The following is a 19,242-nucleotide window of genomic DNA, read 5'->3' on the forward strand; positions in this document are numbered from 1 at the left end:
AAAAGGAATGACAACAATGACCAGAACCACGGGCATTTTGGCGGATGGCGCAATCCGGGCGCTGTTTGCGGGCGGCAAGCTGAAGAGCGAGGCCGATCTCGATGCTGATCAGGTCCAGCCCGCCAGCCTCGATCTCAGGCTCGGCTCGAAGGCCTATCGCGTGCGCGCCAGCTTCATGCCCGGTCCGGGAACCCAGGTGATCGACAAGCTCAATCGTCTGAGCCTGCACGAGATCGATCTCACCCAGGGCGCGGTGCTGGAAACCGGCTGCGTTTATATCGTCCCCTTGATGGAAAGCCTCGCGCTGCCGGCGGACATGTCGGCGTCGGCCAATCCGAAAAGCTCGACCGGCCGCCTCGATATCTTCACCCGCGTCATGACTGACGGCGCGCAGGAATTCGACAAGATACCGGCGGGTTATGCCGGCCCGCTCTATCTGGAAATCAGCCCGCGCACCTTCCCGATCGTCGTGCGACGCGGCTCGCGCCTGTCACAGATCCGCTTCCGCATCGGCCATTCGCTGCTCAACGAAAGTGAACTGCTGAAGCTGCACGAGACGGAAATGCTGGTCGCCAGCGACACGCCCAACGTGACCGGCGGCGGCATCGCGCTTTCGATCGACCTCAAGGGTTTCGGCGAAAACGGACTGATCGGTTATCGCGGCAAACATCACACGGCGGTGGTGGATGTCGACAAGAAGGCCCAGCATGACGTTCTCGATTTCTGGGAGCCGCTCTACGCGCGCGGCCGCGCCGAACTGATCCTCGACCCGGATGAATTCTATATCCTCGTCTCGCGCGAAGCTGTCCACGTTCCGCCGCTCTATGCGGCTGAAATGACGCCCTTCGACCCGCTGGTAGGCGAATTCCGTGTGCACTACGCCGGCTTCTTCGATCCGGGCTTCGGCCATGCGCAGGCGGGCGGCACCGGCAGCCGCGCCGTGCTCGAAGTGCGCAGCCACGAAGTGCCCTTCATCCTCGAACACGGGCAGATCGTCGGTCGGCTTGTTTACGAGCATATGCTGGAAAAACCGGAAGGCCTCTACGGAACCGGCCTCGGCTCCAACTATCAGGCCCAAGGACTGAAGCTCTCCAAGCATTTCCGCGCTGAATAACGAACCCGGCGGGTGCTTGACACCCGCTGCGAACTATCCGATGTCTTATGCGCGGCGCGGGTGTAGCTCAATGGTAGAGCAGCAGCTTCCCAAGCTGAATACGAGGGTTCGATTCCCTTCACCCGCTCCAGCGACCCTTCCAACAAGATCAATAACGTCCAAGAAGCGCTGATTTTGCAGCGTTTTTGCTTCGCGCGCGCGTAAGGTCGTGCAACGGTATGCAGTGACATCCAGCAATTTTGTCGGTAAAAATCACGGTATTCGTCATCGTGATGGAAAGCTGATACCGTAAAATGGCACTGACAGACATTCAGGTTAAGAACGCCAAAGCCGACAGCAAGCCGCGCAAGCTATCTGATGAAAAGGGGCTTTACCTCTACATATCGGTTGCCGGTGGCAAGTCCTGGCGGTTCGACTATGATTTTTTCGGCAAGCGAAAAACACTGACGATTGGGGTATATCCGACGGTTGGGCTGGCGGATGCTCGACGACTGCGTGACGAGGCCAAGAAAAAACTCGCTGAGGGTTTGGACCCGTCGCTGGCCAAGAAGCGTGATCAGCTTGCTGCAAAGGCCGCTGCCGGAAACACTTTCGGCGTCATTGCGGATGAGTTCATTGAAAAGCTGAAACGCGACAAGCGCGCAGAGCCCACAATCGCCAAAAACAAATGGATGTTGAAGGACCTTGCCGAAAAGCTGGGGTCTTACCCGGTTACTCAGATTACGGCGCGTGACGTTCTTTCAGTGCTGACCAGCATTGAAAAGAGCGGCCGTGTGGAGAGCGCACTGGCTACTCGCGCTGCTATCGGTCGCGTGTTTCGCTATGCCATTGCGACAGCAAGGGCTGAGAATGACCCGACGTCAGCACTACGCGGGGCTCTCCAACGCCATGTGCCGGTCAACCATGCCGCATTAACGACAAAGGCTGAGATGGGTGGCCTGATGCGGGCCATTTACGGCTACGAAGGCTGGCCCTCGTTGGTTGCCGCATTGAAAATCCAAGCCTTGTGCTTTGCTCGCCCCGGTGAGACGCGCTCTATGATGTGGAGCGAGTTGGATTTTGATAATGCCGTATGGACCATTCCAGCAGAGAAAACCAAAATGCGCAGAGAGCATCATGTGCCGCTTTCGACACAAGCAGTGGAAGTTCTCACGGAGATGAAGGAAATGTTTGGCAATAAGCCCTATGTCTTTCCTTCAATGATGTCTGGTAAGAAAATTCTGTCTGAGAACTCAATGAATTCAGCTCTGCGGCGCATGGGGGTGACTGAGGTCCAGCATACCGCCCACGGCTTTCGTTCTTCCGCCAGTAGCATATTGAACGAGTCTGGAGAATTTAGCATCGATGCTATTGAAGCGCAGCTGGCACATCTCGATACGCGCGCGGTTAGACGTATCTACAATCGGGCCACATATTGGGATGAGCGAGTGAAGATGATGCAATGGTGGGCAGATACGCTGGATCGAGAGAGGGTGCCGTAGTGATCAAAAAAAGGGAAAGTGATCCGTTTGATCGAGGCACCTCAATGATTGTTCCGGACTTGAATACACACCGTTGACACGGATATCCTGAGAGGGCTCATTTGCAGTCCGCTGCATCAGATTCGAATCAGTGGCAACGCGTGGATAGTACGTTCAGACCGACTTAGCCTAACAAAAATTTAATGTATTCCCGTCTGAATAGGGGCCGAGTACAAATAAATTGGGTGCCTGAGTGACCATAAAACCGACTTTCATTGACGCGTTTGCCGGTTGCGGTGGTCTTAGCCTTGGCTTGCTCAACAGTGGGTGGAACAACTCCTTTGCCATTGAGCAGAATGAGTCAGCGTTTGCGACTTATCAAAGCAATCTCTTATCGGGCCGCTTCAAGGATCAGATAGACTGGCCGAGTTGGCTATCTGAAACCAACCACTCAATTGATGACCTTCTCTGTGAACACGCAGCATCCTTGCGCTCGCTTCGAGGGAAGATCGCGCTTGTGACAGGCGGGCCCCCTTGTCAAGGCTTCTCAAGTGCAGGACGTCGCAAATTTAACGACCCACGAAATATTTTGATGCGGGAATATCTCAAGCTCGTGGATTTAGTTCGCCCGAAATTCGTACTTATGGAGAACGTCCGCGGTATCACTCAAGGCTTCCGGGATGAAGGCGGCGTAGCAGTGGTGAACTACTCAGATGAACTTATCAACGCCTTGAAAGTCCGATACGATGTTGCTTGGACCATGGTGCGTGCAAGCGACTATGGCGTGCCCCAGACACGTCAACGCTTTATTTTGGTGGGGTGCGAAAGGGATTTAAATATCCCTGCGAGCGATATAATAATGGCTTTTGATAGGGAACGCCGCCGCTTGATCCGAGCTATGGGTCTCGTAACTCCGGTCGATGCGAAAACTGCTATATCTGATCTTGAGATTGCGAGAGGAGGAAGCGAAGCTTCCGCAGATTCGTCGGGATTCAAACAAATTCGATACATCAAGCCACTGACACATTACCAAAATCTAATGCACAGTGGCGAAGAAGGAAGAGTCACCGACCTTCGTCTGGCCCGACATAATGATGATGTTAAACTACGTTTTAAGAAAATCATCGAGCGCTGCCATCGCGATGGTCGTCTCAATGTTTCTCTTCGAACGCTGCTTCGCGATGAGTTCGGCATGCGAAAGCAAGCGCTCCGCGTATTAGACCCACATCTGCCTGCACCAACCATCACAAGTATGCCGGATGACCTTATCCACTATTCTGAGCCGCGTACGCTGACTGTACGCGAAAATGCTCGCTTACAAAGTTTCCCCGACTGGTTTTCATTCAAGGGTAAGTACACATCAGGTGGCCTCCGCCGCCGGACAGAGGTTCCGAGGTTCACTCAAGTCGCCAACGCGGTGCCTCCACTGATGGCTCAAGTGTTCGGAATGGCTTTGTTAAAAGCTTTCAATGAAGCAACTGGCGCGGACAGTTCAGTCAAGTTGCGCATCGACGAGCACCGCGATCTCTGTGAAGTTGCCGCGATGGCGAATTAGTTCGCAGCGTAACTCGCGCATATCTTCATCCGATATAGGTCCCTCGTCGCCTAGCAAAACCCGTCGCTTGTCTTGGATAATCAGTCGGGCATGCGCCAACTTATTTCGCCTAGGGACAATATCACTGCGATATATGCTGGCAGTTTCAAGTGGTGTGCTGTTATTATTTTTCCAATCGTCTAGCTGACGTAATAGATAGTCGAGACGGTCAGCTGCTGTAAAGAGATGCTTTAGCTTGAGGATTGCGTCGAGCTTTGACTTGCCATCCGCCTTTGCTAAGTCTTCACCCCACTTTGAGAGTTTTTTTTCGATAGCTGCAACCGTTTCGCGCCTGAATGCTTCCTGATCCTGCTCTCCAAGCCTCTTGTGAACCGCAATGAGGCTTCTTTCAACAAGATCGTCTATATCGCTTGTTGCTGCCATCACTATGCCGCGCATGTGATCGATATCAAGAACTTTACTCAAAGTTTTTTCGATAATACTGATCGTATCGTCAACTAATGATAGGCGTGTTGAAAAATAAACTCCATCTATTTTACTTTTGTAAGCTATTTCTCGCAGCTTTTCGCGGTCATCGGCGGAGTAAAAAATTATGTCCTTATGCGGGAAGCGTTTTCTCACTGAAGCCAGTGCCTGCTCACCTCCGGCACCTTTGACACCGAGGTCATAATCCACGAGCACGAGGTCAATCCCGTCATTATGCACGTGGCCTCCCAGGACCTGTTCGACTTTGTCGAGCGCGGTTGCCTCAGAGACTTCAAGCTCGAACCCTAACTCTGATAGGCGCCGCTGAATTCCCTCCGCGAAGCTTTTTACATGTTTTGGCTGGTCATCAATCCAGAGCGCGCAGAACTCAAGTTTCATTTCGAAATCCTGATTAAAAATTTCATCCCGTTGTCCGATGGAATAATTGAAATGCTTCCACCCATTTCGCCCAATACCTGCCTGACGTGATATAGTCCCAAGCCAGATCCAGATGTACGAGAGAAGCCTAGTTCGAATATACGCTCAGGTTCATCGATTGATTTCGGCAGTCCTGGTCCATCGTCAGTGACCTCGATGGTTAGCGTATTTTTATCTGGTCGATTGATAACGAAATCGATTCGACTTGCTTTTACCTTGCGCGCGTTTGAGATGAGATTATCAATGACAATTGAAACCTCCATCGGAACAAAGCGCTGGCCGCTGTGTTCGCCAGATCGAGTTACGCCGAGCTCAATCACGCCTCGCAGGAACGGCGCTGCGCCTTCGTGGATGTACTGCTCGATGTATTCAGCAAGGTCTGCCTCGATCATGTCAGATTCGAGCCGAAAATTTGCTTTAGTGGCGAGACGCGAGATCGAAAGCACCTTCTGATTCAAAAACGCTATTTGCTCAAGCCTTGAGATAAGATCGTCCGGAGTAAAAATTGATGTACGGGATGCAGCAATGCAGTTTTCCACCTGTTGCTTAAGATCTGCAGCATATATAGTAATTTGGTGGTGCATATTGATGATTGTTAGCGGGATTTGGCTCGAGAGCGACGCCAGAAAAAGATTGCGTTTTCTTTCCTCTTCGTAGCTTTCTTCCAGTTCATCAGCGCGTAGAGCTGCCGCGCGCGCTTGTGCTTGTGCTTGCTCTTTCTCTCTGCGCTCGTCCTCGGCAATACGCAGAGCTTCCGCCTCAGCCGCTTTAAGTTCTTCAAAGCGCTGCTCTGCTAACGCCAGATTCCCGGCAAGTTCGGGATCACGCGTCTTTCGTGCTATGGCCTGTAATGCTGCTATCGAGCTTTCGAACTGCTTCGATCTCTCGTTGATAGTCGTTATTAGTCGTCGGCTGTAGGCGAGCAGTTCTATATCCGGGTTGTCGACCAAGCGTGCCACTGCTGTAGCGACCCGCGCTCTACCTGCATCGGTTAGAAGGCGGGAAAGGTCGTCTGCAGATTTTTCGCCCTTATCCGCCCATGAAACCGGGACTATATATCGCTCTAACCGCTTAAGTCCGTGCTCCCAGAAACACTCGCGCAGTTGCCTTGCGGCTGCCGTCTCCACGAGGCCCTGATTGCGGCTTGATGCCTCTTTGAACTTTTCCTCGTCACCTTCAACATCGATTCGCCCGATGACGTCACGCGTGCCGAGGAAACGCGCGTATCCCTGCTGTTTGCGTGCATCGATACCAAACCAGTCGTCGCCATCTTCACCGATGGGAAATACTCGAAAGCCGTTTCGGAAAATGAACACAGAACCAAAACGTAAAGATGGAACGCCCATTCGACGGGCAAACGTGTTTTTGGCCGACAGGTTTAAGTAAAAGAGTTGGCAGCGGTAACCGGAACCCCGCAGTTCATCATAGGGATTAGGTTCGCTGGTTCGGTAGACCAATTCGCCCCGGTCCACTAGAGAAGTAATAATCTGCGATTGGTCATCCGAAAAATTTACTTCAATGAATGTGGTCTTGTCTTTCAGCGTGGAGAAGATGAAATTTCCAACAATGCCATTCACAATCTCGGCATTGGGCTCTTCTTGCTGCTTAATTTTAGCTTCGGCCACCACCTCGGCGTCACGTTTCTGCTCATTAGGTGCCGATAACTCGATAGAAAAGCCGTCGGCGGCATCCCCAAATGGGTTGATAAGTTTGGCAAGTGATGATTTCAAATGAAGGAGCCGAGCACGATCCCATCGTATCCTGGGGTTCCGGATTAATAAAACGGTTCCATGATTAGGTTTATTTATTTCCGTGGGAAGTTCGAAGTCTGGTGTCGTGTGATACTCGACTGCGACGTTGCCGAAGTAATCTTTGTCGTCCGCTTCAAATTTGTCCCAATCTACGTGAAGATGATGAACTTCAGATGCTGCAGTGTCTGGTCTACTCTGCATTTCCAGAATGCTGCCGAGCCTATCTGATGAAAATCGACCTATGCCTTTGCTCCCTGCAAAGTGTCGACGCTCGGCAATTCTCTCTCTGTAGGTGGCGTCACTGGGGTCACGTTTCGCGGAATAAGCAACAAACAGCCATTTTTGCTCAATGTCTCCGCGCGACATACCCCGCCCATCATCAACGATATAGATTTTGTTAGTCTCGAAGTGGAGGTGTACCCTTGTCGCTCCCGCATCGAACGAGTTTTTGACAAGTTCGAAAACGGCTACTTCATCATCAGTGATCAGATCTCGCCCGATAACACGCTTAAGGCCGGAACTGACTTCAAAATGCAATGACGACAAGAAAGGCTCCAGAATAAAGACATTGATCCACTCATACTGCACAAGTTTTTTGAGTCGTAAATCGCGAATAGGCCAAAAGCCGCGCAATAGTTGTGCGGTGATGATCGCACACTCAGCGTCAGGTCAATTCGTCTCCCAAGCAGATCGAACAACGCGATATACCTGCATCCTAGAGCAGCCCACTTCTTTTGCTATAGCGGTTGGGCTTATTCCTTGCTCATAAAGACCTTTGATTCGATTATGGTCTAATCTCGCTTTTCCGCCTTTGTAGACGCCTTCTAATTTCGCCCGGGATATTCCTTCGCGCTGCCGCTCTTTGATGAATCTTCGTTCCATCTGAGCCACCATACCTAGAATAGTTATAATGACTTTGCCCATTTCGCCCTTCGTCGAGACGTGCGGTTCAAGGACAGTAACATAGGCACCGCGCTGCTCGCATTCGTGGACAATATTTAGGACATCTCGGGTGTCGCGGCCGAGGCGGTCGAGTCTCGTTATGATCAACTCGTCGCCTTCACGCAGAAATTCGATGATCGTTGCCAACTCGGTTCGGCCATGTCGGCTTGCGCCGGACACCTTTTCACATCGAACGATTTGGCAGCCTTCCGCTGTAAGCCGCTGTTGTTGAATTTCTAAATCCTGATCAAGCGTGCTAACGCGTGCGTAGCCAATTCGTGCCATGTGTCACCTCGAGCTTTAGGCTTGACGGTACCTTGTCACAAATAGTCCATGTCAACCCAGATGTTACATGGATGGCTGCAACCGCCAGCTCGTCACATGAGGGCATACCTAGAAGTGACTTAGGGTGATGCTTCTGACTACTGTGCGCTGGCGTGCGTGTTTAGTTTATAGAACATTTTTGGACGTGGATTGGCACGATGGGTTATTGCGATAAATTCCTAATCTTGTCAGTTTGCGAGAATACCCTACTCACCATCCTACTATATGGAGCACCAAGTAACCGCGGTGAGGACGGTATCAGGTAAATGGGGCTGCTACACCTTTCTTGACGGTGCCATTTCTCAAACACGCGTAAGCAAACATTCAAGATTTAAGAGATTGCTTTACACTGGTTTGAAGAGACCTGATTTCATCCGAGAGCATACGGTGAGATTCCTTCGAGAAAACAGTTCCCGTAACCTGCGCAATCTTACCGTTAAGTCTGGATAGGCGTGCGACAAGTGTTTTCTTGTTGACGGAGTCTCTGGTCAATACCTCCTTCATACGTTCAATTAATAGAGGCACAAACTCATCGATTAATTTATCGACCGACAAAAGCGATTCGCAAAGATCGAAGAAGCCGTCAATATCGTCTGTACGCAGATTTCGTCTTAATGCGATAGTTATCGAAAGGTCGACGCGGCCTTTATAGTCGTCGACATGAACATCCTTCGTTAGGCGGGCGAATATGTATGCTTTTAGATTGTTGATCACGCTTTCCTGGCGGAGCCGCGCACTTTCGCGCGGTGAAGCTAGTTCTGACTCATTGGCGAGAATCGATTGATATTTTGCTAGGCGACGAAGAAATGAAGCTTTTGTTTTTGCGTCAAAACCAGTGGATTCCACCACTTTAGTGCAGACTTCGATGCCGTTTTTAAGCTCCGTCCGATTCTTTTTCTCCAATTCTAGCCAAGCCAAATACATCTCATACTTGCGATGGCCGAGGGAAAATGCTGACTCGAAGCACTTTCTCGCTTCAGCAACACTCGGCGGCGTGAGCGTTGCATAACACTGTCCTAACAAAGCCTGTACTTCCGGGTGCTCTTTGAAAGCGGACGGTAGATCACTCCGTGTTAATAAGGAAACAGCGTCCTTAACGTTCCCGGTCCGTAAGTTGCGGCCGGCGCGATCGATTATTGGAAGGAAGGAAGCAGGAGTGTTTTTAGACGCGTCCTTAAAGTGCTGGACGCGAGCTTCTATTGACGAATAGCGATCTAATTGCTTCGAATTCTCTTCAATAAACAATCGGGTAGCAGACCCAATTGAGAATAGGTCACCACTAATCCCGTGGCTCGAAGTGACAGTCAGAAACATATCACGCGTTTCTGCGATCGCGTCCTCGAGTTGTTCCGGGGAGAATTGCAGGATACTCCGTAAGGTCTCAGCGGACTGAGGCGAATTAAAGGCAGCCAATGTAGCTAAAAGATGCCTTCCACGATCGTCGGGACTGAGTTGTTGATACTCTCTGCTGAATAGATATTGACGGGCTTCGGAAGAGTTTGTTTTCCAGCGACGCAAAGCATCAGTATAAGACCCAGCCAAACGGCGCATGCCTACCATGGTTTCTATAGCAAGTGGACGCCTTTCTGACTGAAATTTGATACTTTCGGTGTCCTCTAATCCCGGCAGAGGTACTTTAAATTTGCTGCAACATAATACCAAGAATTGCCGAAACTCATCGTTCGTCAAGCTGGGGACCTCGACCGACGCATTCGGCGCAAATGAAGGAAAACCGCGCTGTGTGTAGAGCACTTTGGTTCCTGAACGAGCGCGTGTCAGCGTTAAGAAGAGCTCTTCCATGCCAGCATCTTTTTTAGACGTGGTTAAGGTATCCACGTCATCGATAACTATCAATTGAGCTTCAAGATTGAACAACTCTTCGAGTGAATCGAGCAGATCATCTTTAGTGTACGTTTCCAGATTCTCTGGTTCCGTCCAGTTAGAGAGCGATAATATTGTTCTATAAATATCTTCCGCACTATCAAAATCTCGAGAGGCAGTGTTCTTAATTTTGCCTGTCGTGGGGTCAAGATAGGTTGCCTTGCCAGAGATGTAGAGAACGCGGTCCAGTTTATTGCCGTTCTTGTTCGTCAGCGTTCCCCCCGTATCAGCAAGCAACGTCGCGCATTCGTATGCGATCGTGCTCTTCCCTGAACCACCTTGCCCCCAAAGGAAAAGTCGGGGATCTCTGGAGGATGTGATCCAAGTCATGATTCTTTCTACGGCGGCAAAGCGTCCAACAAATTCTTCAATCGTCGCCGGCGATGGTGGAAGGCTCGAAGGAACAGATAAGTCTTCATTTTCTTGTTCACCAAAAGCGCTGGCGCGATGCCCATACAGGAAGGCCAAATCGCCACCCTTAGCGGTCAGTACCTCTGCTCCGCGTCGCAGGTATATTTCGCCCGCTTTGTAATCGCCCACGTCCTTCATCGTATACATTGGTGGGACCATTGTATTTCGTGGCGGAATGATAATTAAGTCTGCAGGACCTGATGCTGTCTCCACCCTGACAGTTGATATTTCTAATGGCCTACAAAGTATTTCTCTAAGTTTCCTGTTTATTTTTTCGCTATCGATAACTACTTTATTTTTTCCGGCAAGCCTAGTCTTATCATGAACGCCGAAAATTATGACGCCCCCATAAGAGTTGTGAAAAGCGCATATAAGTCTTAGAATGCCGCCAAAATACTGATCTGAAGAACTAAAAGGATATTCATCTTTATAATCGTGAAGTGGACCTTCATCGACGATAAACTTTCCTTTTTCATCCGTGAGAAGCGTTGTGGCTTCTTCTCCAGTGCATCCGTTGCCGGTTATCAACCCGTATAGGGCGTCAGTATAGTGTGTGGGGGAGATGCTTTGCGAAATAACCATTATCTGCTGAGCCACTAATAAAATTTATGATCTGAAACTTTAAAATGAATCAACTCTTGATTGTCAATGCTGCGTTGTTCATAGTTCACAGTAGCTCAGGTCGGACCGGCACAGACGCGAACGCTTTTGTTCCTCCAGCAGTTTCCGTCGCGCTTCATCTCGCCCAGTCGCGTGTGGGCGTGCGTTGATCCCGGCGTTTCGTTCCACCAGCCGTCGGCAGCGTTGTTGTCAATTTCGATGATGGCAAAGTAACCATTTGCCTCCATCACGAAGCTGCCAGTCTCGCTGCTATACGGCCCCCAGTAGCAGGCACCATCTATTGCTTTGGTCCCGTCGACTTCTAGAAAGCAGTCCTTCCGATTTGGAGGCGTTTGCTTCGCTGCAGGATAGTTGCTCGCCTTTTCCGTCTTCGGGGCAGCTTTGTTGAAACATGCCTGAAACTGCGAGAAAGGCGCTGCGGCATTGGCGAGGCTGACGGTAATCGTTTTGCCATCAAGGTCGGCGATTTCTAGTTTTTTGCCTTTCTTGCCTTCATCGAGGATTTGCTGTGAGAGTTCGTAGAAGCCGTGCCAGCCGAAATAGTCTTCTGGATGGCCGTTGGACATTTGAACCGTCTTATCGTCGACCTGCCAAGACGCGCGAACGATACCGTCAAAGTTTCCATTCTCGACAAATGCAACGAAATCCTTGCCCGGCGCGCCCATAAAGCCCACCGTCACGTCGCCCTGCTTCGCTTCCACAAAGCACGTATCGCCCCAATCCTCCTCGCGTTGTTCGAAGGTCCACGGTGATGTTGAGGCGGCGGTGGCTGCGGCTGACTTCGGTGGCGGGTTTTGAAGCATTACACTGCGGTTTGCAGGCGCTTGCGCGGCTGTTCCGCCACCTTCGCTTGATGGCTGGGCAAATGGCGACGTGGACGAAGCCTGAGGGGCTTTAACCAGCGATGGACCAAGCCCGGTTAACGTGGATATGCAGGTGTCGAAGCCAGTTCCGAGCGCTATTGCTTCCGTATAGGTCATCACCGGCACAAACCACGGCGGTTCATTCCCTTGAAAGGTGATTGCGAGCGGGACCGGCTTGTTTGTCGAGATAGCTGTGCCCAGAATGGTCGTAACCTTGAAGCCACCCCCGTCCTCCGCAACGGTCTCAGGGATTTCGCCATAGAGCTCATCGCCGTTGACCACATTCGAAACGAACTGAATGTTACCCGCCCATTCCGTTCCGATGCTGACGTTGGTCGTCTGGCCAGCGGGAAGGTTCCAATTCTGTTTGGTGACGCGCAGCCGTGGGACGATTTTGTCTATGCCGATCAGCGTGTACTCGATCACAACCGACTTGCCCGACCACGCCGTGCTGCGAAAACCGCAAAATGCTTCATCGCCAAAAGGGTCTGGCGTCTTCAGTATGACCTGCCAGCTATTACCCTTGTGGTAGGAGTGTTCTCCGGCCACGGCAGGCGTAGAGATTGAACCTGCGACAGCAGCGCTCAGGCTAAGTACGGTAAGAAGTAGTCCAGCATTCTTGGTCATGATGGTTTTTCCATGGGGTTGGCGGCGGTTCGGCGTTCTCCAGAAAACTGGTCGCTGCCGATGACCCCTGCTTTCATCGTTTCAAATTCCTCGTCGGTGATCGCACCTGAAGAGCGCAGTGCCGCGAGTTTTTCGATGCGATTAATCTGTTGGTCTGAGCCCGAAGGGGGCAGATGCGGCGCAGGGCGCTGATCGCGGCTCTCGGGAAAGTCAGTTGCGCCATGCTCTGACGGGATGCTGCCGATCACAATGAACGCAACGATCCCGACAAGCGGTATTAGGCAGGTCAGCACAAGCCAGCCGCTTTTCTCAAGGTCATGCAGACGCCTGACGATCACAGCAAGCGATGGAACATAGTGGCCCATGACGATCAATGCAGAAACGAGGGGCTGCGGCTCGCGTGGCCCGGCAATAGCCACGTCGATGATCAATCCGCCGATGGCTAGACCCAGCAACACGAGGTGGTAGTACCAAAATTCCTCTCGTGTGGATCGGCCCGAAAAGGTGGCGTAGCGCCGCATGGCGTCAAGGTAGGCGCTCATGAATATCCCCGTGTGTCCTGATTGTTGTCCGAGTGCGCACGTTGCGCCTTCACGCCACAGGCAGGTTTTTCTTCCGCTTGGCCGAGCGCCACGTGAAGAAGCCCATGACAGCGAGCAGGAGAGCGATGACGCCCCAAACCGACATGTCGCCGAAGCTGCCCTGCGACGACGCGATGAAGGCCATCAGCGCCGACACGAAGAAGATGATGGCACCCACCAGCGGCAGGCCGAAGGAGAACGCGCCACCGATCACTAGCAGTACGCCGGTGAGCATGCCGACCGCGCCGGCGCTGCCTGTGGCTTGATCGTTCAGCAGCCCGCTTCCCGCCGTGACTGCGCATGATTGCAGCAGCACTAATAAGCCGAGGAAGAGCCCCATAATTCCAACTGCGATTTTCATGAATACCCCCTTAAGTGAAGTGATCGAGTCAATGCTCGTTTAAGATTTAATATGGGACTGTTGGTCCGTCGATTGTCAAGCCGTGAATATGGCTTTCTGCGCTTATGGATGTTCGCAAAACAATCGGTTGGAACTTACGACGCCTGCGCGTCGACAAAGGCCTCTCGCAAGAACGGCTGGCTTTAGAGGCTGGTATTGACAGGTCGTATGTTGGGCGAGTCGAACGCGGTATGGAAAACGTGACTGTTTCCACGCTTGAAGCGATATCGCTCACCCTTGATGTCCACGTATCGGAGCTCTTTGTGGTCGTTGACGACAAGTTGGCTTCGCCCAAGCCATTGAAAGCAGGGCGAAAGCCGAAGGCTGGGTGAGCACCCACGGATACAGCCGCCACGGCTCAATACTCATCTCCCCGCATGACGGTGAGCACCCGGCAGGTTACATCGTCATCTGCCGGATCGGATGATCCGAATTGCAGGTCGAGATCGTAGTAGTCGATCTTCCAAAAGAACACGGCGTCTTCGAGCGTGACCGCGCCAAAATCATGCTCGCCGTAAGGGTCGTTGTCTGGCGAGAAATTATCGAATGCCTGTACCGCCATTATGACCGCTCGCCGTTGTTCGTCGCTGAGGTTCGTGACGCCCGGTGTCAGCAGCACTCGTCCGCCGGAGAAGCTTTTTCGAAAGGCGTCGTTTTTATCGCGGATGGCTGCGGCTCGGGCGGCCGCATCCTCGCTGATGTTCTGTTTCAAAGCGCAGCCCATGGCGATCACTTCTCGACATAGGCAGGGTGAATGAGGGCCACCTGATCGATGCGGCGTGTGAAAGGCAGCATGTCGAGATAGTCGCGCCACTTGAGGCGAAGCCCTGTGTCGCCCTCGATCTTGATGACGGTGGCTTCGTACCACCCCTCCAGCGGACCTTCGGTCGCCAACACGAGGCTACCTACGGTCAGCTGGTCCCAGCTTTCGGGCATGTTCTTGGGCGGAACAGGGTAGCCGGTTTCCGGGGCGGGTTTGTCCGGCACCACACGCGGTTGCTCCAGCCGTTCGCGCTCCTCATCGGATAGGTGGGCGGCGATAGCCTGATAGAGCTCCTGCTTCACAAACGGCACGAAGGCTTTGCCGCTGTCGAACAGCTTGCCCTGCGGCAACCGACCGAGAAACGCCCTTAGTTCGTCGCCTTCCACTTTGAGCGCCACCATGCCCATCAGTTCGGCGGCTTTCTCAGCTGCGCGGGTATCGGTGGCAGGGAAGAATGATGCGTGGGGCCTACCGTTGTCGTCACGGCCAAGGATGATGACAGGGCAGGGCAGGGTGACGGCAGGGTTGGCGGGTAAGGCGGTGGCCGTGGGTGTAGCGGTTGATACGTTCATGATTGCAGCTCTCCAAAACAAGAAGAGGGGCCAAACGGCCCCTCGTACCGGCAGAAGCGCCGGCGTGTTATGGTATAGCATTACAACTAAAGATTGTCAATTTTTGAAAACAACCATAGTTTCATGTGGAGGTGCGACGTGCTTCGACGCAGGCTTAAACTCGCTTAGATTTTGCCATTATCCGAAATTTAATAGCTCCCGCTTGTCGCGCGGCTCTCTTCATTCGAAGGAACGTAGCAGCTATCTCTTCCCAACCTGCCGACCATCGTCAACAGTTACGCGGCCTCTCGCTGCCCGTGGCACAAAACCAGTCGCTACTTCAGCGCGGAATTGATCGCTGTGAACAATCTCGGCCAAGCCGCTCTTTCTGACTCTGAAAGATCGGCCGTCGTGTGGTCACGAGTCCAACGAATATAGGCTTTGGCCAACTTGTATTTCGAGAAAGCGACCCCACCTTTTTTTGTAAGTAGGTCGACAATCGGAGTAGCTGGCGCAGCAGTTGCTTCAGCAGAAACATTGATCCCGAACTCCGATGCAGCAAGCGGTATTAATGTTTCACGCAGAAGATCTTCTATTTCCGCCTTTGGCACCGCAGGAGCCGTATAGTCAGCGGTTCGGATGATCCGCTTGGCTCCCAGCCGATGCACCAGCAATTCTTGTTTCGCGGCCTGGTCGCCAGCGTTGTCCGAGTCGAGAAGCGCGGCTACCTTGAGATTGTGTGCCGTCAAGATTGTCGCAAAATACACAACCTTGCTGGCTGTGTTACTGGGCACGATAGCGATCTTATCATTAAGCGCAGCGAGTCCATCGTTTGTGAACATCTGAGACGTGGCGTCGACATACCAGTAGTCGGTCAGCCCCTCGCATATCAGATTTCGTTGGCTCGCGAAGAGGCTCTGCGCCAAGTCGTATCCCAGTGCTTCCTGGAGCGGAAGCAGCGCCGCTGGATCCCTCGATGTTATGGACGTGTGAACCTTTGTGCCGACCTCTCTGTCGGTCATCTCGACGACACGAACGATATCAAGCTCGTCCGGTCCAACCAGGAAGGGGGAGTGCGTGGTGTAGATCGTCGGGTTTTTTGCGGCGAGTCTGCTAATTGTGTTACGAAAGTCACGTTGCTTGATAGCATGTAGACTTACGCCCGGCTCATCCAGCAGAAGAATCGAATTGGCGTGCTCCCCTTCCGCTTCGGAGAAAAATACGACGAAGAACGAAACGAGCCACTGGAAGCCTTCCGATCTCTGGTCGAGTTCTACCTCGACCCCGACATTATCTTCGACGACAACTTTAAGGTATTGGCCGTCTGCTACGAGGCGCAACTTGCTGGCTTCTCCCTTGCCTTCGTCAGGGTTCCAGATTTCCTTGATTTCCCGGGACAGTCTCACACTGGCTGCGTTGAGCTGGTAGGTCCGGTTGTCCAACTGGTCGCGAACCTTCTCCAACCCCGCCTGGTCGGTCGCGTCCGGCGATGCAACCCTGCCAAGATCTGATAGTTGTCGGGCGGTAAAGCCTAGAAGTTTTAGTAGACAGCTGTTTCCATAGTCGTAGTAGTCGTCGTCGAGCGCGTTGTTTTCCAGTCGAACGGCGAGATGCTCGAGGTGAATGTTCGGCCGAACTCGGAAAATGTTGCTGAACAAGATGAATTTTGGCACCCTCTTATAGAGAGCGACACAACCCTCGCGGAAGGCGTCATACAGTCTTAACCTCCGCTCTAACCCTTGATATCGTTCAATTTCCTTCTCGCTGTCCTCATCGACAAGCGCAAAGTTTGCTTCCAGGAGATTTAGTAGAGCAGTAGCTTCCTCACCTCGCACGCTGGTCCAATCGCTCCAGCTCCCGACTATTGCATTGAACGCGGTGGTGACAGGCTTGCTGGCGTCAGCCCTGTCCATGTGGGCTACCATACGAAGAAGGTCGGGCTTGAAATTCCTAAAATGAGGAAATTGCGGCGATTTTTCGCAATTATATCTGAGAGAATTGTCGAGGCGCCTCTCGACGACGAATACGTTTCCATCTTCGTTGTAATCTGGAGGCAGGAGCTTTAGGTCGCTGGCATCCAGTGAGAACCAACCAGTGGCGACAACTACGTCACTAGGCTTTACCTTGCCGGTCGCTATGTCATTGTAGAGGGCGCGTGGATAATCGCGCAGTGCGTTTAGAGGCTTTAAGTCTTTCGGGGGCTTTAGTCGCTGCAGCCCTTGCAGAACCGCAGTTTTACCGGCCTCGTTAGGCCCGACAAGAATTGTTTTGACATCTTCAATGTCGAACTCTCCGGTGTCTCGAACGCTACGGTAATTTTGGATCCTCGCCTTCGTAAGCCTCAAGCGACGCCTCCCAGTGTGCTAGTGAAACCAATCGCGAACAAAGATAGGTGGCAGCCCCCATTAAATCAATCACCGCGCGAAAAGTCTTAGATTTCATTTGTTGGCAACAGCGAGCACGCTGGCAGAATGCAGCTGTCATGCCTGTGTTGCGCCAGCCGCCAAAATAGATGTCTTCATGGAAACCGGATCGTCTGGGAAATATGCGCATCTGCAGGCGATGGGTTTGGTCAACGATCACGCCGAGAGGTGTGTGATACGAACTGAAGTCGATCAGGCGCGAAGGGAGTTGTTCTGCACCTGATCGCCGGGAATTTCGTGACCCTTCACTGTCCACTAACTCTTGATCTTAACGCCTAAACGCAGGTTTTCGAGCGGCGACAATGGCGCATTCCTCAGGCGGGAGATTGCGTTCGTGACGACATCACCAGCGGCACGAAGGACGGCAACCGTGTTCGCCCTTTCTTCCTGCTGTCGAAGCTGATGCCATGCCAAGGGGGCCGCGTTCGGTGTCCACGGTAGACCGATTGCCTCTGCACGAGCCGCACGCTGGGCTTCTCTGTCCTCCGCGAGCTGGTTAGCCGCGCTGTTGATCACATCTGATAGAAGGCTCTTTCCCTGTCCGCCAGCAATCAAGATGTCGCGCATCTCCACACGGGAATAGAGATCGACGATGTTTTTGAAAGAGCCGGCTCTCAGTGGCCGCTTGTATTGTTTGGCCTTGTCGATTTCGATTTCCTCAACCTCACCGGTTTCAGGATCGAACGTTTCCTTGTGTTGCTTGTACAATGCTACTGAGTATTCGCTCTGAGGGGCCTTCATCATGTACATGGCGCGACCCTCAATGTTTTCGGTCCAGTTTTTGAAGTAAAAGCACTTGCCTCCGGGCCACCCGGCCTCAAAGCGTTCGTTGGTCTTCTTCTGCCGTTTTTTCAGGTGCTTCTGCGTTGTGCCCCAGACCATGAAGTGGCCGTGCCAGCACACTGCCGGTTCCTTCTTGTTGGTCAGTGGGGTGCCGTCATAGTAGTAGGCGGCGTCCAACGCGCCGAAGAAATTCATATTTTCCAAACGGGCTGACATCCATTTGCGGATTTTCTCCAGGTCGAAGTTTTCAACGTCAGAGATGCTGCGAATATGCTTCTTGCACGCGATATCGACAAAGAAGGCGTCTGTGATTTCGCCCAGCGTAAGGCGTTGCCGAATGTAACGGTCAGCTCTCTCGGCAAACACGATCCTAGTGTGGGGGTTCATGGCGAACATATCAATCGCGTTCTGCTTCAGCAATTTGGCCATGATTTCGGGAGGCAGCTTGTTCTTCCCTGCAGCAGACACGTGATAACGCCATATTTCTTTGTCGAGATCCTCATGGGCCGTCACGAACTGCTTAACTGAGATAATGGGCTTACGGCTCATAGTAGGCTCCTAATGATGTCGATATGCACTTAGGGTACCCATGGCATAGGCTTATTTACCGGTGTGGGGGTTAGTGGGGTTTGCTGTGTAAAGGGTGTATTACAAAAGGGGCGGCTGCAGCGTCTCACGGCTCAGCACCTCCTGAATCTCAAGGACCACGTGGCCGGTAGGGGCTTGGGACACGACAACTTTGATGGTTGCCGCCGTTTCGGCCGACAGGGCAGCGAGTTCTTTGGAGACAGGGGTCGCAACGATTTTCCAGTTCGAGCGCTTGCGGCCCCGCTTACTCCGAAGTCGCTCGGCCAGTTCTGTAGGAAGCTGCTCAGCTTTGGTGCCGTCTTGCCAAAATGGCCCGAGGATGTTGTTAAGGCTCTTTGCTTGTGCAGGGGTACCCTTCGTCGTGACAATGTACCGAATAACGAAGGTTAGCGCGTTGGCCTGATCCTCTGAATTCGTCCTGGGCCTGTTCCGATGGTCTTGCCACAGGGCTGACAAGCAGAATTGGTTCCACTGATCAGGGTCGGCCCGCATAATCTTCGCGGCGGCGAAGATGAATGCCACGTTTTCAATGGTTGCTGGATCGTCAGGACAAAGTGGGAAGCGTATTTTCTGACGGAGTGGGTCGAGCTCGGTGCAGATATTCAGAGGTGGCTCGGGAAATCTGCACAGCCAGGATAAGTGGAATTTCTGCCTGACTTCGGCTTAGATGCCGGGAACAGGAGATACCATGACGAGACGAC

At 52.5% G+C, this 19,242-nt stretch carries 16 protein-coding genes and 1 tRNA gene; 5 read left to right on the top strand and 12 right to left on the bottom strand.

The genetic code is table 11. From position 1 onward, the window contains the following. Nucleotides 1-16: 16 nt before the first annotated feature. The 4 genes from PL597_RS06805 (at nt 17) to PL597_RS06820 (ending at nt 4,129) form a co-directional block, all read left to right on the top strand. Nucleotides 17-1,114, top strand: a complete 1,098-nt coding sequence (locus PL597_RS06805) for a 2'-deoxycytidine 5'-triphosphate deaminase (protein ID WP_077985424.1) — start codon at nt 17-19, stop codon at nt 1,112-1,114. A gap of 56 nt (nt 1,115-1,170) precedes the next feature. Beyond that, nucleotides 1,171-1,244, top strand: a tRNA-Gly gene (locus tag PL597_RS06810). Nucleotides 1,245-1,407: 163 nt separating this feature from the next. Next, on the top strand, nt 1,408-2,595 hold the full coding sequence (locus PL597_RS06815; protein WP_271364804.1) for a tyrosine-type recombinase/integrase: 1,188 nt from the start codon (nt 1,408-1,410) through the stop codon (nt 2,593-2,595). Nucleotides 2,596-2,827: 232 nt separating this feature from the next. Next, on the top strand, nt 2,828-4,129 hold the full coding sequence (locus PL597_RS06820) for a DNA cytosine methyltransferase (RefSeq protein ID WP_271364805.1): 1,302 nt from the start codon (nt 2,828-2,830) through the stop codon (nt 4,127-4,129). Here PL597_RS06820 and PL597_RS06825 read toward each other — a convergent pair. The 7 genes from PL597_RS06825 to PL597_RS06855 all read right to left on the bottom strand — a co-directional run bounded on the left by PL597_RS06825 (nt 4,067) and on the right by PL597_RS06855 (nt 13,394). Next, entirely contained in the window at nt 4,067-4,993 is a 927-nt protein-coding gene (locus PL597_RS06825) for a response regulator (RefSeq protein ID WP_271364806.1), read from the bottom strand. The two genes, PL597_RS06820 and PL597_RS06825, sit on opposite strands and share 63 nt — an antisense overlap. Then, nucleotides 4,990-7,329 (bottom strand): ATP-binding protein, encoded by a 2,340-nt coding sequence (locus PL597_RS06830; RefSeq protein ID WP_271364807.1) that lies wholly within the window; start codon nt 7,327-7,329, stop codon nt 4,990-4,992. The genes PL597_RS06825 and PL597_RS06830 overlap by 4 nt, the downstream gene beginning before the upstream one ends. Nucleotides 7,330-7,452: 123 nt before the next feature. Continuing rightward, nucleotides 7,453-8,010, bottom strand: a complete 558-nt coding sequence (locus tag PL597_RS06835) for a recombinase family protein (protein WP_271364808.1) — start codon at nt 8,008-8,010, stop codon at nt 7,453-7,455. Nucleotides 8,011-8,373: 363 nt separating this feature from the next. After that, the gene (locus PL597_RS06840) at nt 8,374-10,938 is read right to left on the bottom strand and encodes an RNA-binding domain-containing protein (protein ID WP_271364809.1); all 2,565 of its coding nucleotides are present in this window, start codon (nt 10,936-10,938) and stop codon (nt 8,374-8,376) included. A gap of 80 nt (nt 10,939-11,018) precedes the next feature. Next, complete coding sequence (locus PL597_RS06845; RefSeq protein WP_271364810.1) at nt 11,019-12,452, bottom strand: hypothetical protein; 1,434 nt, start codon at nt 12,450-12,452, stop codon at nt 11,019-11,021. After that, nucleotides 12,449-12,994, bottom strand: coding sequence for a DUF805 domain-containing protein (locus PL597_RS06850; RefSeq protein WP_271364811.1), 546 nt, complete (start codon nt 12,992-12,994; stop codon nt 12,449-12,451). The genes PL597_RS06845 and PL597_RS06850 overlap by 4 nt, the downstream gene beginning before the upstream one ends. Nucleotides 12,995-13,043: 49 nt before the next feature. Continuing rightward, nucleotides 13,044-13,394 carry a hypothetical protein gene (locus tag PL597_RS06855; RefSeq protein ID WP_271364812.1) on the bottom strand — a complete coding sequence of 117 codons (351 nt, stop codon included), beginning with the start codon at nt 13,392-13,394 and terminating at the stop codon, nt 13,044-13,046. A 104-nt stretch (nt 13,395-13,498) separates the two neighbouring features. On the opposite strand from PL597_RS06855, the gene PL597_RS06860 reads away from it, so the two are divergent. Next, entirely contained in the window at nt 13,499-13,765 is a 267-nt protein-coding gene (locus PL597_RS06860; protein WP_271364813.1) for a helix-turn-helix domain-containing protein, read from the top strand. A gap of 26 nt (nt 13,766-13,791) precedes the next feature. Here PL597_RS06860 and PL597_RS06865 read toward each other — a convergent pair whose 3' ends face one another. The 5 genes from PL597_RS06865 to PL597_RS06885 all read right to left on the bottom strand — a co-directional run bounded on the left by PL597_RS06865 (nt 13,792) and on the right by PL597_RS06885 (nt 19,063). Next, nucleotides 13,792-14,157 carry a DUF3768 domain-containing protein gene (locus PL597_RS06865; protein WP_271364814.1) on the bottom strand — a complete coding sequence of 122 codons (366 nt, stop codon included), beginning with the start codon at nt 14,155-14,157 and terminating at the stop codon, nt 13,792-13,794. A 5-nt stretch (nt 14,158-14,162) separates the two neighbouring features. Beyond that, entirely contained in the window at nt 14,163-14,768 is a 606-nt protein-coding gene (locus tag PL597_RS06870) for a hypothetical protein (RefSeq protein ID WP_271364815.1), read from the bottom strand. 314 nt (nt 14,769-15,082) lie between these two features. Beyond that, entirely contained in the window at nt 15,083-17,092 is a 2,010-nt protein-coding gene (locus tag PL597_RS06875; RefSeq protein ID WP_271364816.1) for an AAA family ATPase, read from the bottom strand. 333 nt (nt 17,093-17,425) lie between these two features. Beyond that, on the bottom strand, nt 17,426-18,502 hold the full coding sequence (locus tag PL597_RS06880; protein ID WP_271364817.1) for a hypothetical protein: 1,077 nt from the start codon (nt 18,500-18,502) through the stop codon (nt 17,426-17,428). A gap of 99 nt (nt 18,503-18,601) precedes the next feature. Further along, nucleotides 18,602-19,063, bottom strand: a complete 462-nt coding sequence (locus tag PL597_RS06885) for a hypothetical protein (RefSeq protein WP_271364818.1) — start codon at nt 19,061-19,063, stop codon at nt 18,602-18,604. Nucleotides 19,064-19,242 lie beyond the last annotated feature (179 nt).

Source organism: Agrobacterium sp. ST15.13.013 (assembly GCF_027956525.1).
GTDB classification, from domain to species: Bacteria; Pseudomonadota; Alphaproteobacteria; order Rhizobiales; family Rhizobiaceae; genus Agrobacterium; species Agrobacterium salinitolerans.

What these genes read in the sequence shown, in the direction of transcription:
- PL597_RS06845 (WP_271364810.1), bottom strand. Translation starts at nt 12,452, where the DNA reads ATGACCAAGAATGCTGGACTACTTCTTACCGTACTTAGCCTGAGCGCT.
- PL597_RS06860 (WP_271364813.1), top strand. Translation starts at nt 13,499, where the DNA reads ATGGATGTTCGCAAAACAATCGGTTGGAACTTACGACGCCTGCGCGTC.
- PL597_RS06865 (WP_271364814.1), bottom strand. Translation starts at nt 14,157, where the DNA reads ATGGGCTGCGCTTTGAAACAGAACATCAGCGAGGATGCGGCCGCCCGA.
- PL597_RS06835 (WP_271364808.1), bottom strand. Translation starts at nt 8,010, where the DNA reads ATGGCACGAATTGGCTACGCACGCGTTAGCACGCTTGATCAGGATTTA.
- PL597_RS06855 (WP_271364812.1), bottom strand. Translation starts at nt 13,394, where the DNA reads ATGAAAATCGCAGTTGGAATTATGGGGCTCTTCCTCGGCTTATTAGTG.
- PL597_RS06815 (WP_271364804.1), top strand. Translation starts at nt 1,408, where the DNA reads ATGGCACTGACAGACATTCAGGTTAAGAACGCCAAAGCCGACAGCAAG.
- PL597_RS06805 (WP_077985424.1), top strand. Translation starts at nt 17, where the DNA reads ATGACCAGAACCACGGGCATTTTGGCGGATGGCGCAATCCGGGCGCTG.
- PL597_RS06850 (WP_271364811.1), bottom strand. Translation starts at nt 12,994, where the DNA reads ATGAGCGCCTACCTTGACGCCATGCGGCGCTACGCCACCTTTTCGGGC.
- PL597_RS06825 (WP_271364806.1), bottom strand. Translation starts at nt 4,993, where the DNA reads ATGAAACTTGAGTTCTGCGCGCTCTGGATTGATGACCAGCCAAAACAT.
- PL597_RS06880 (WP_271364817.1), bottom strand. Translation starts at nt 18,502, where the DNA reads ATGAGCCGTAAGCCCATTATCTCAGTTAAGCAGTTCGTGACGGCCCAT.
- PL597_RS06870 (WP_271364815.1), bottom strand. Translation starts at nt 14,768, where the DNA reads ATGAACGTATCAACCGCTACACCCACGGCCACCGCCTTACCCGCCAAC.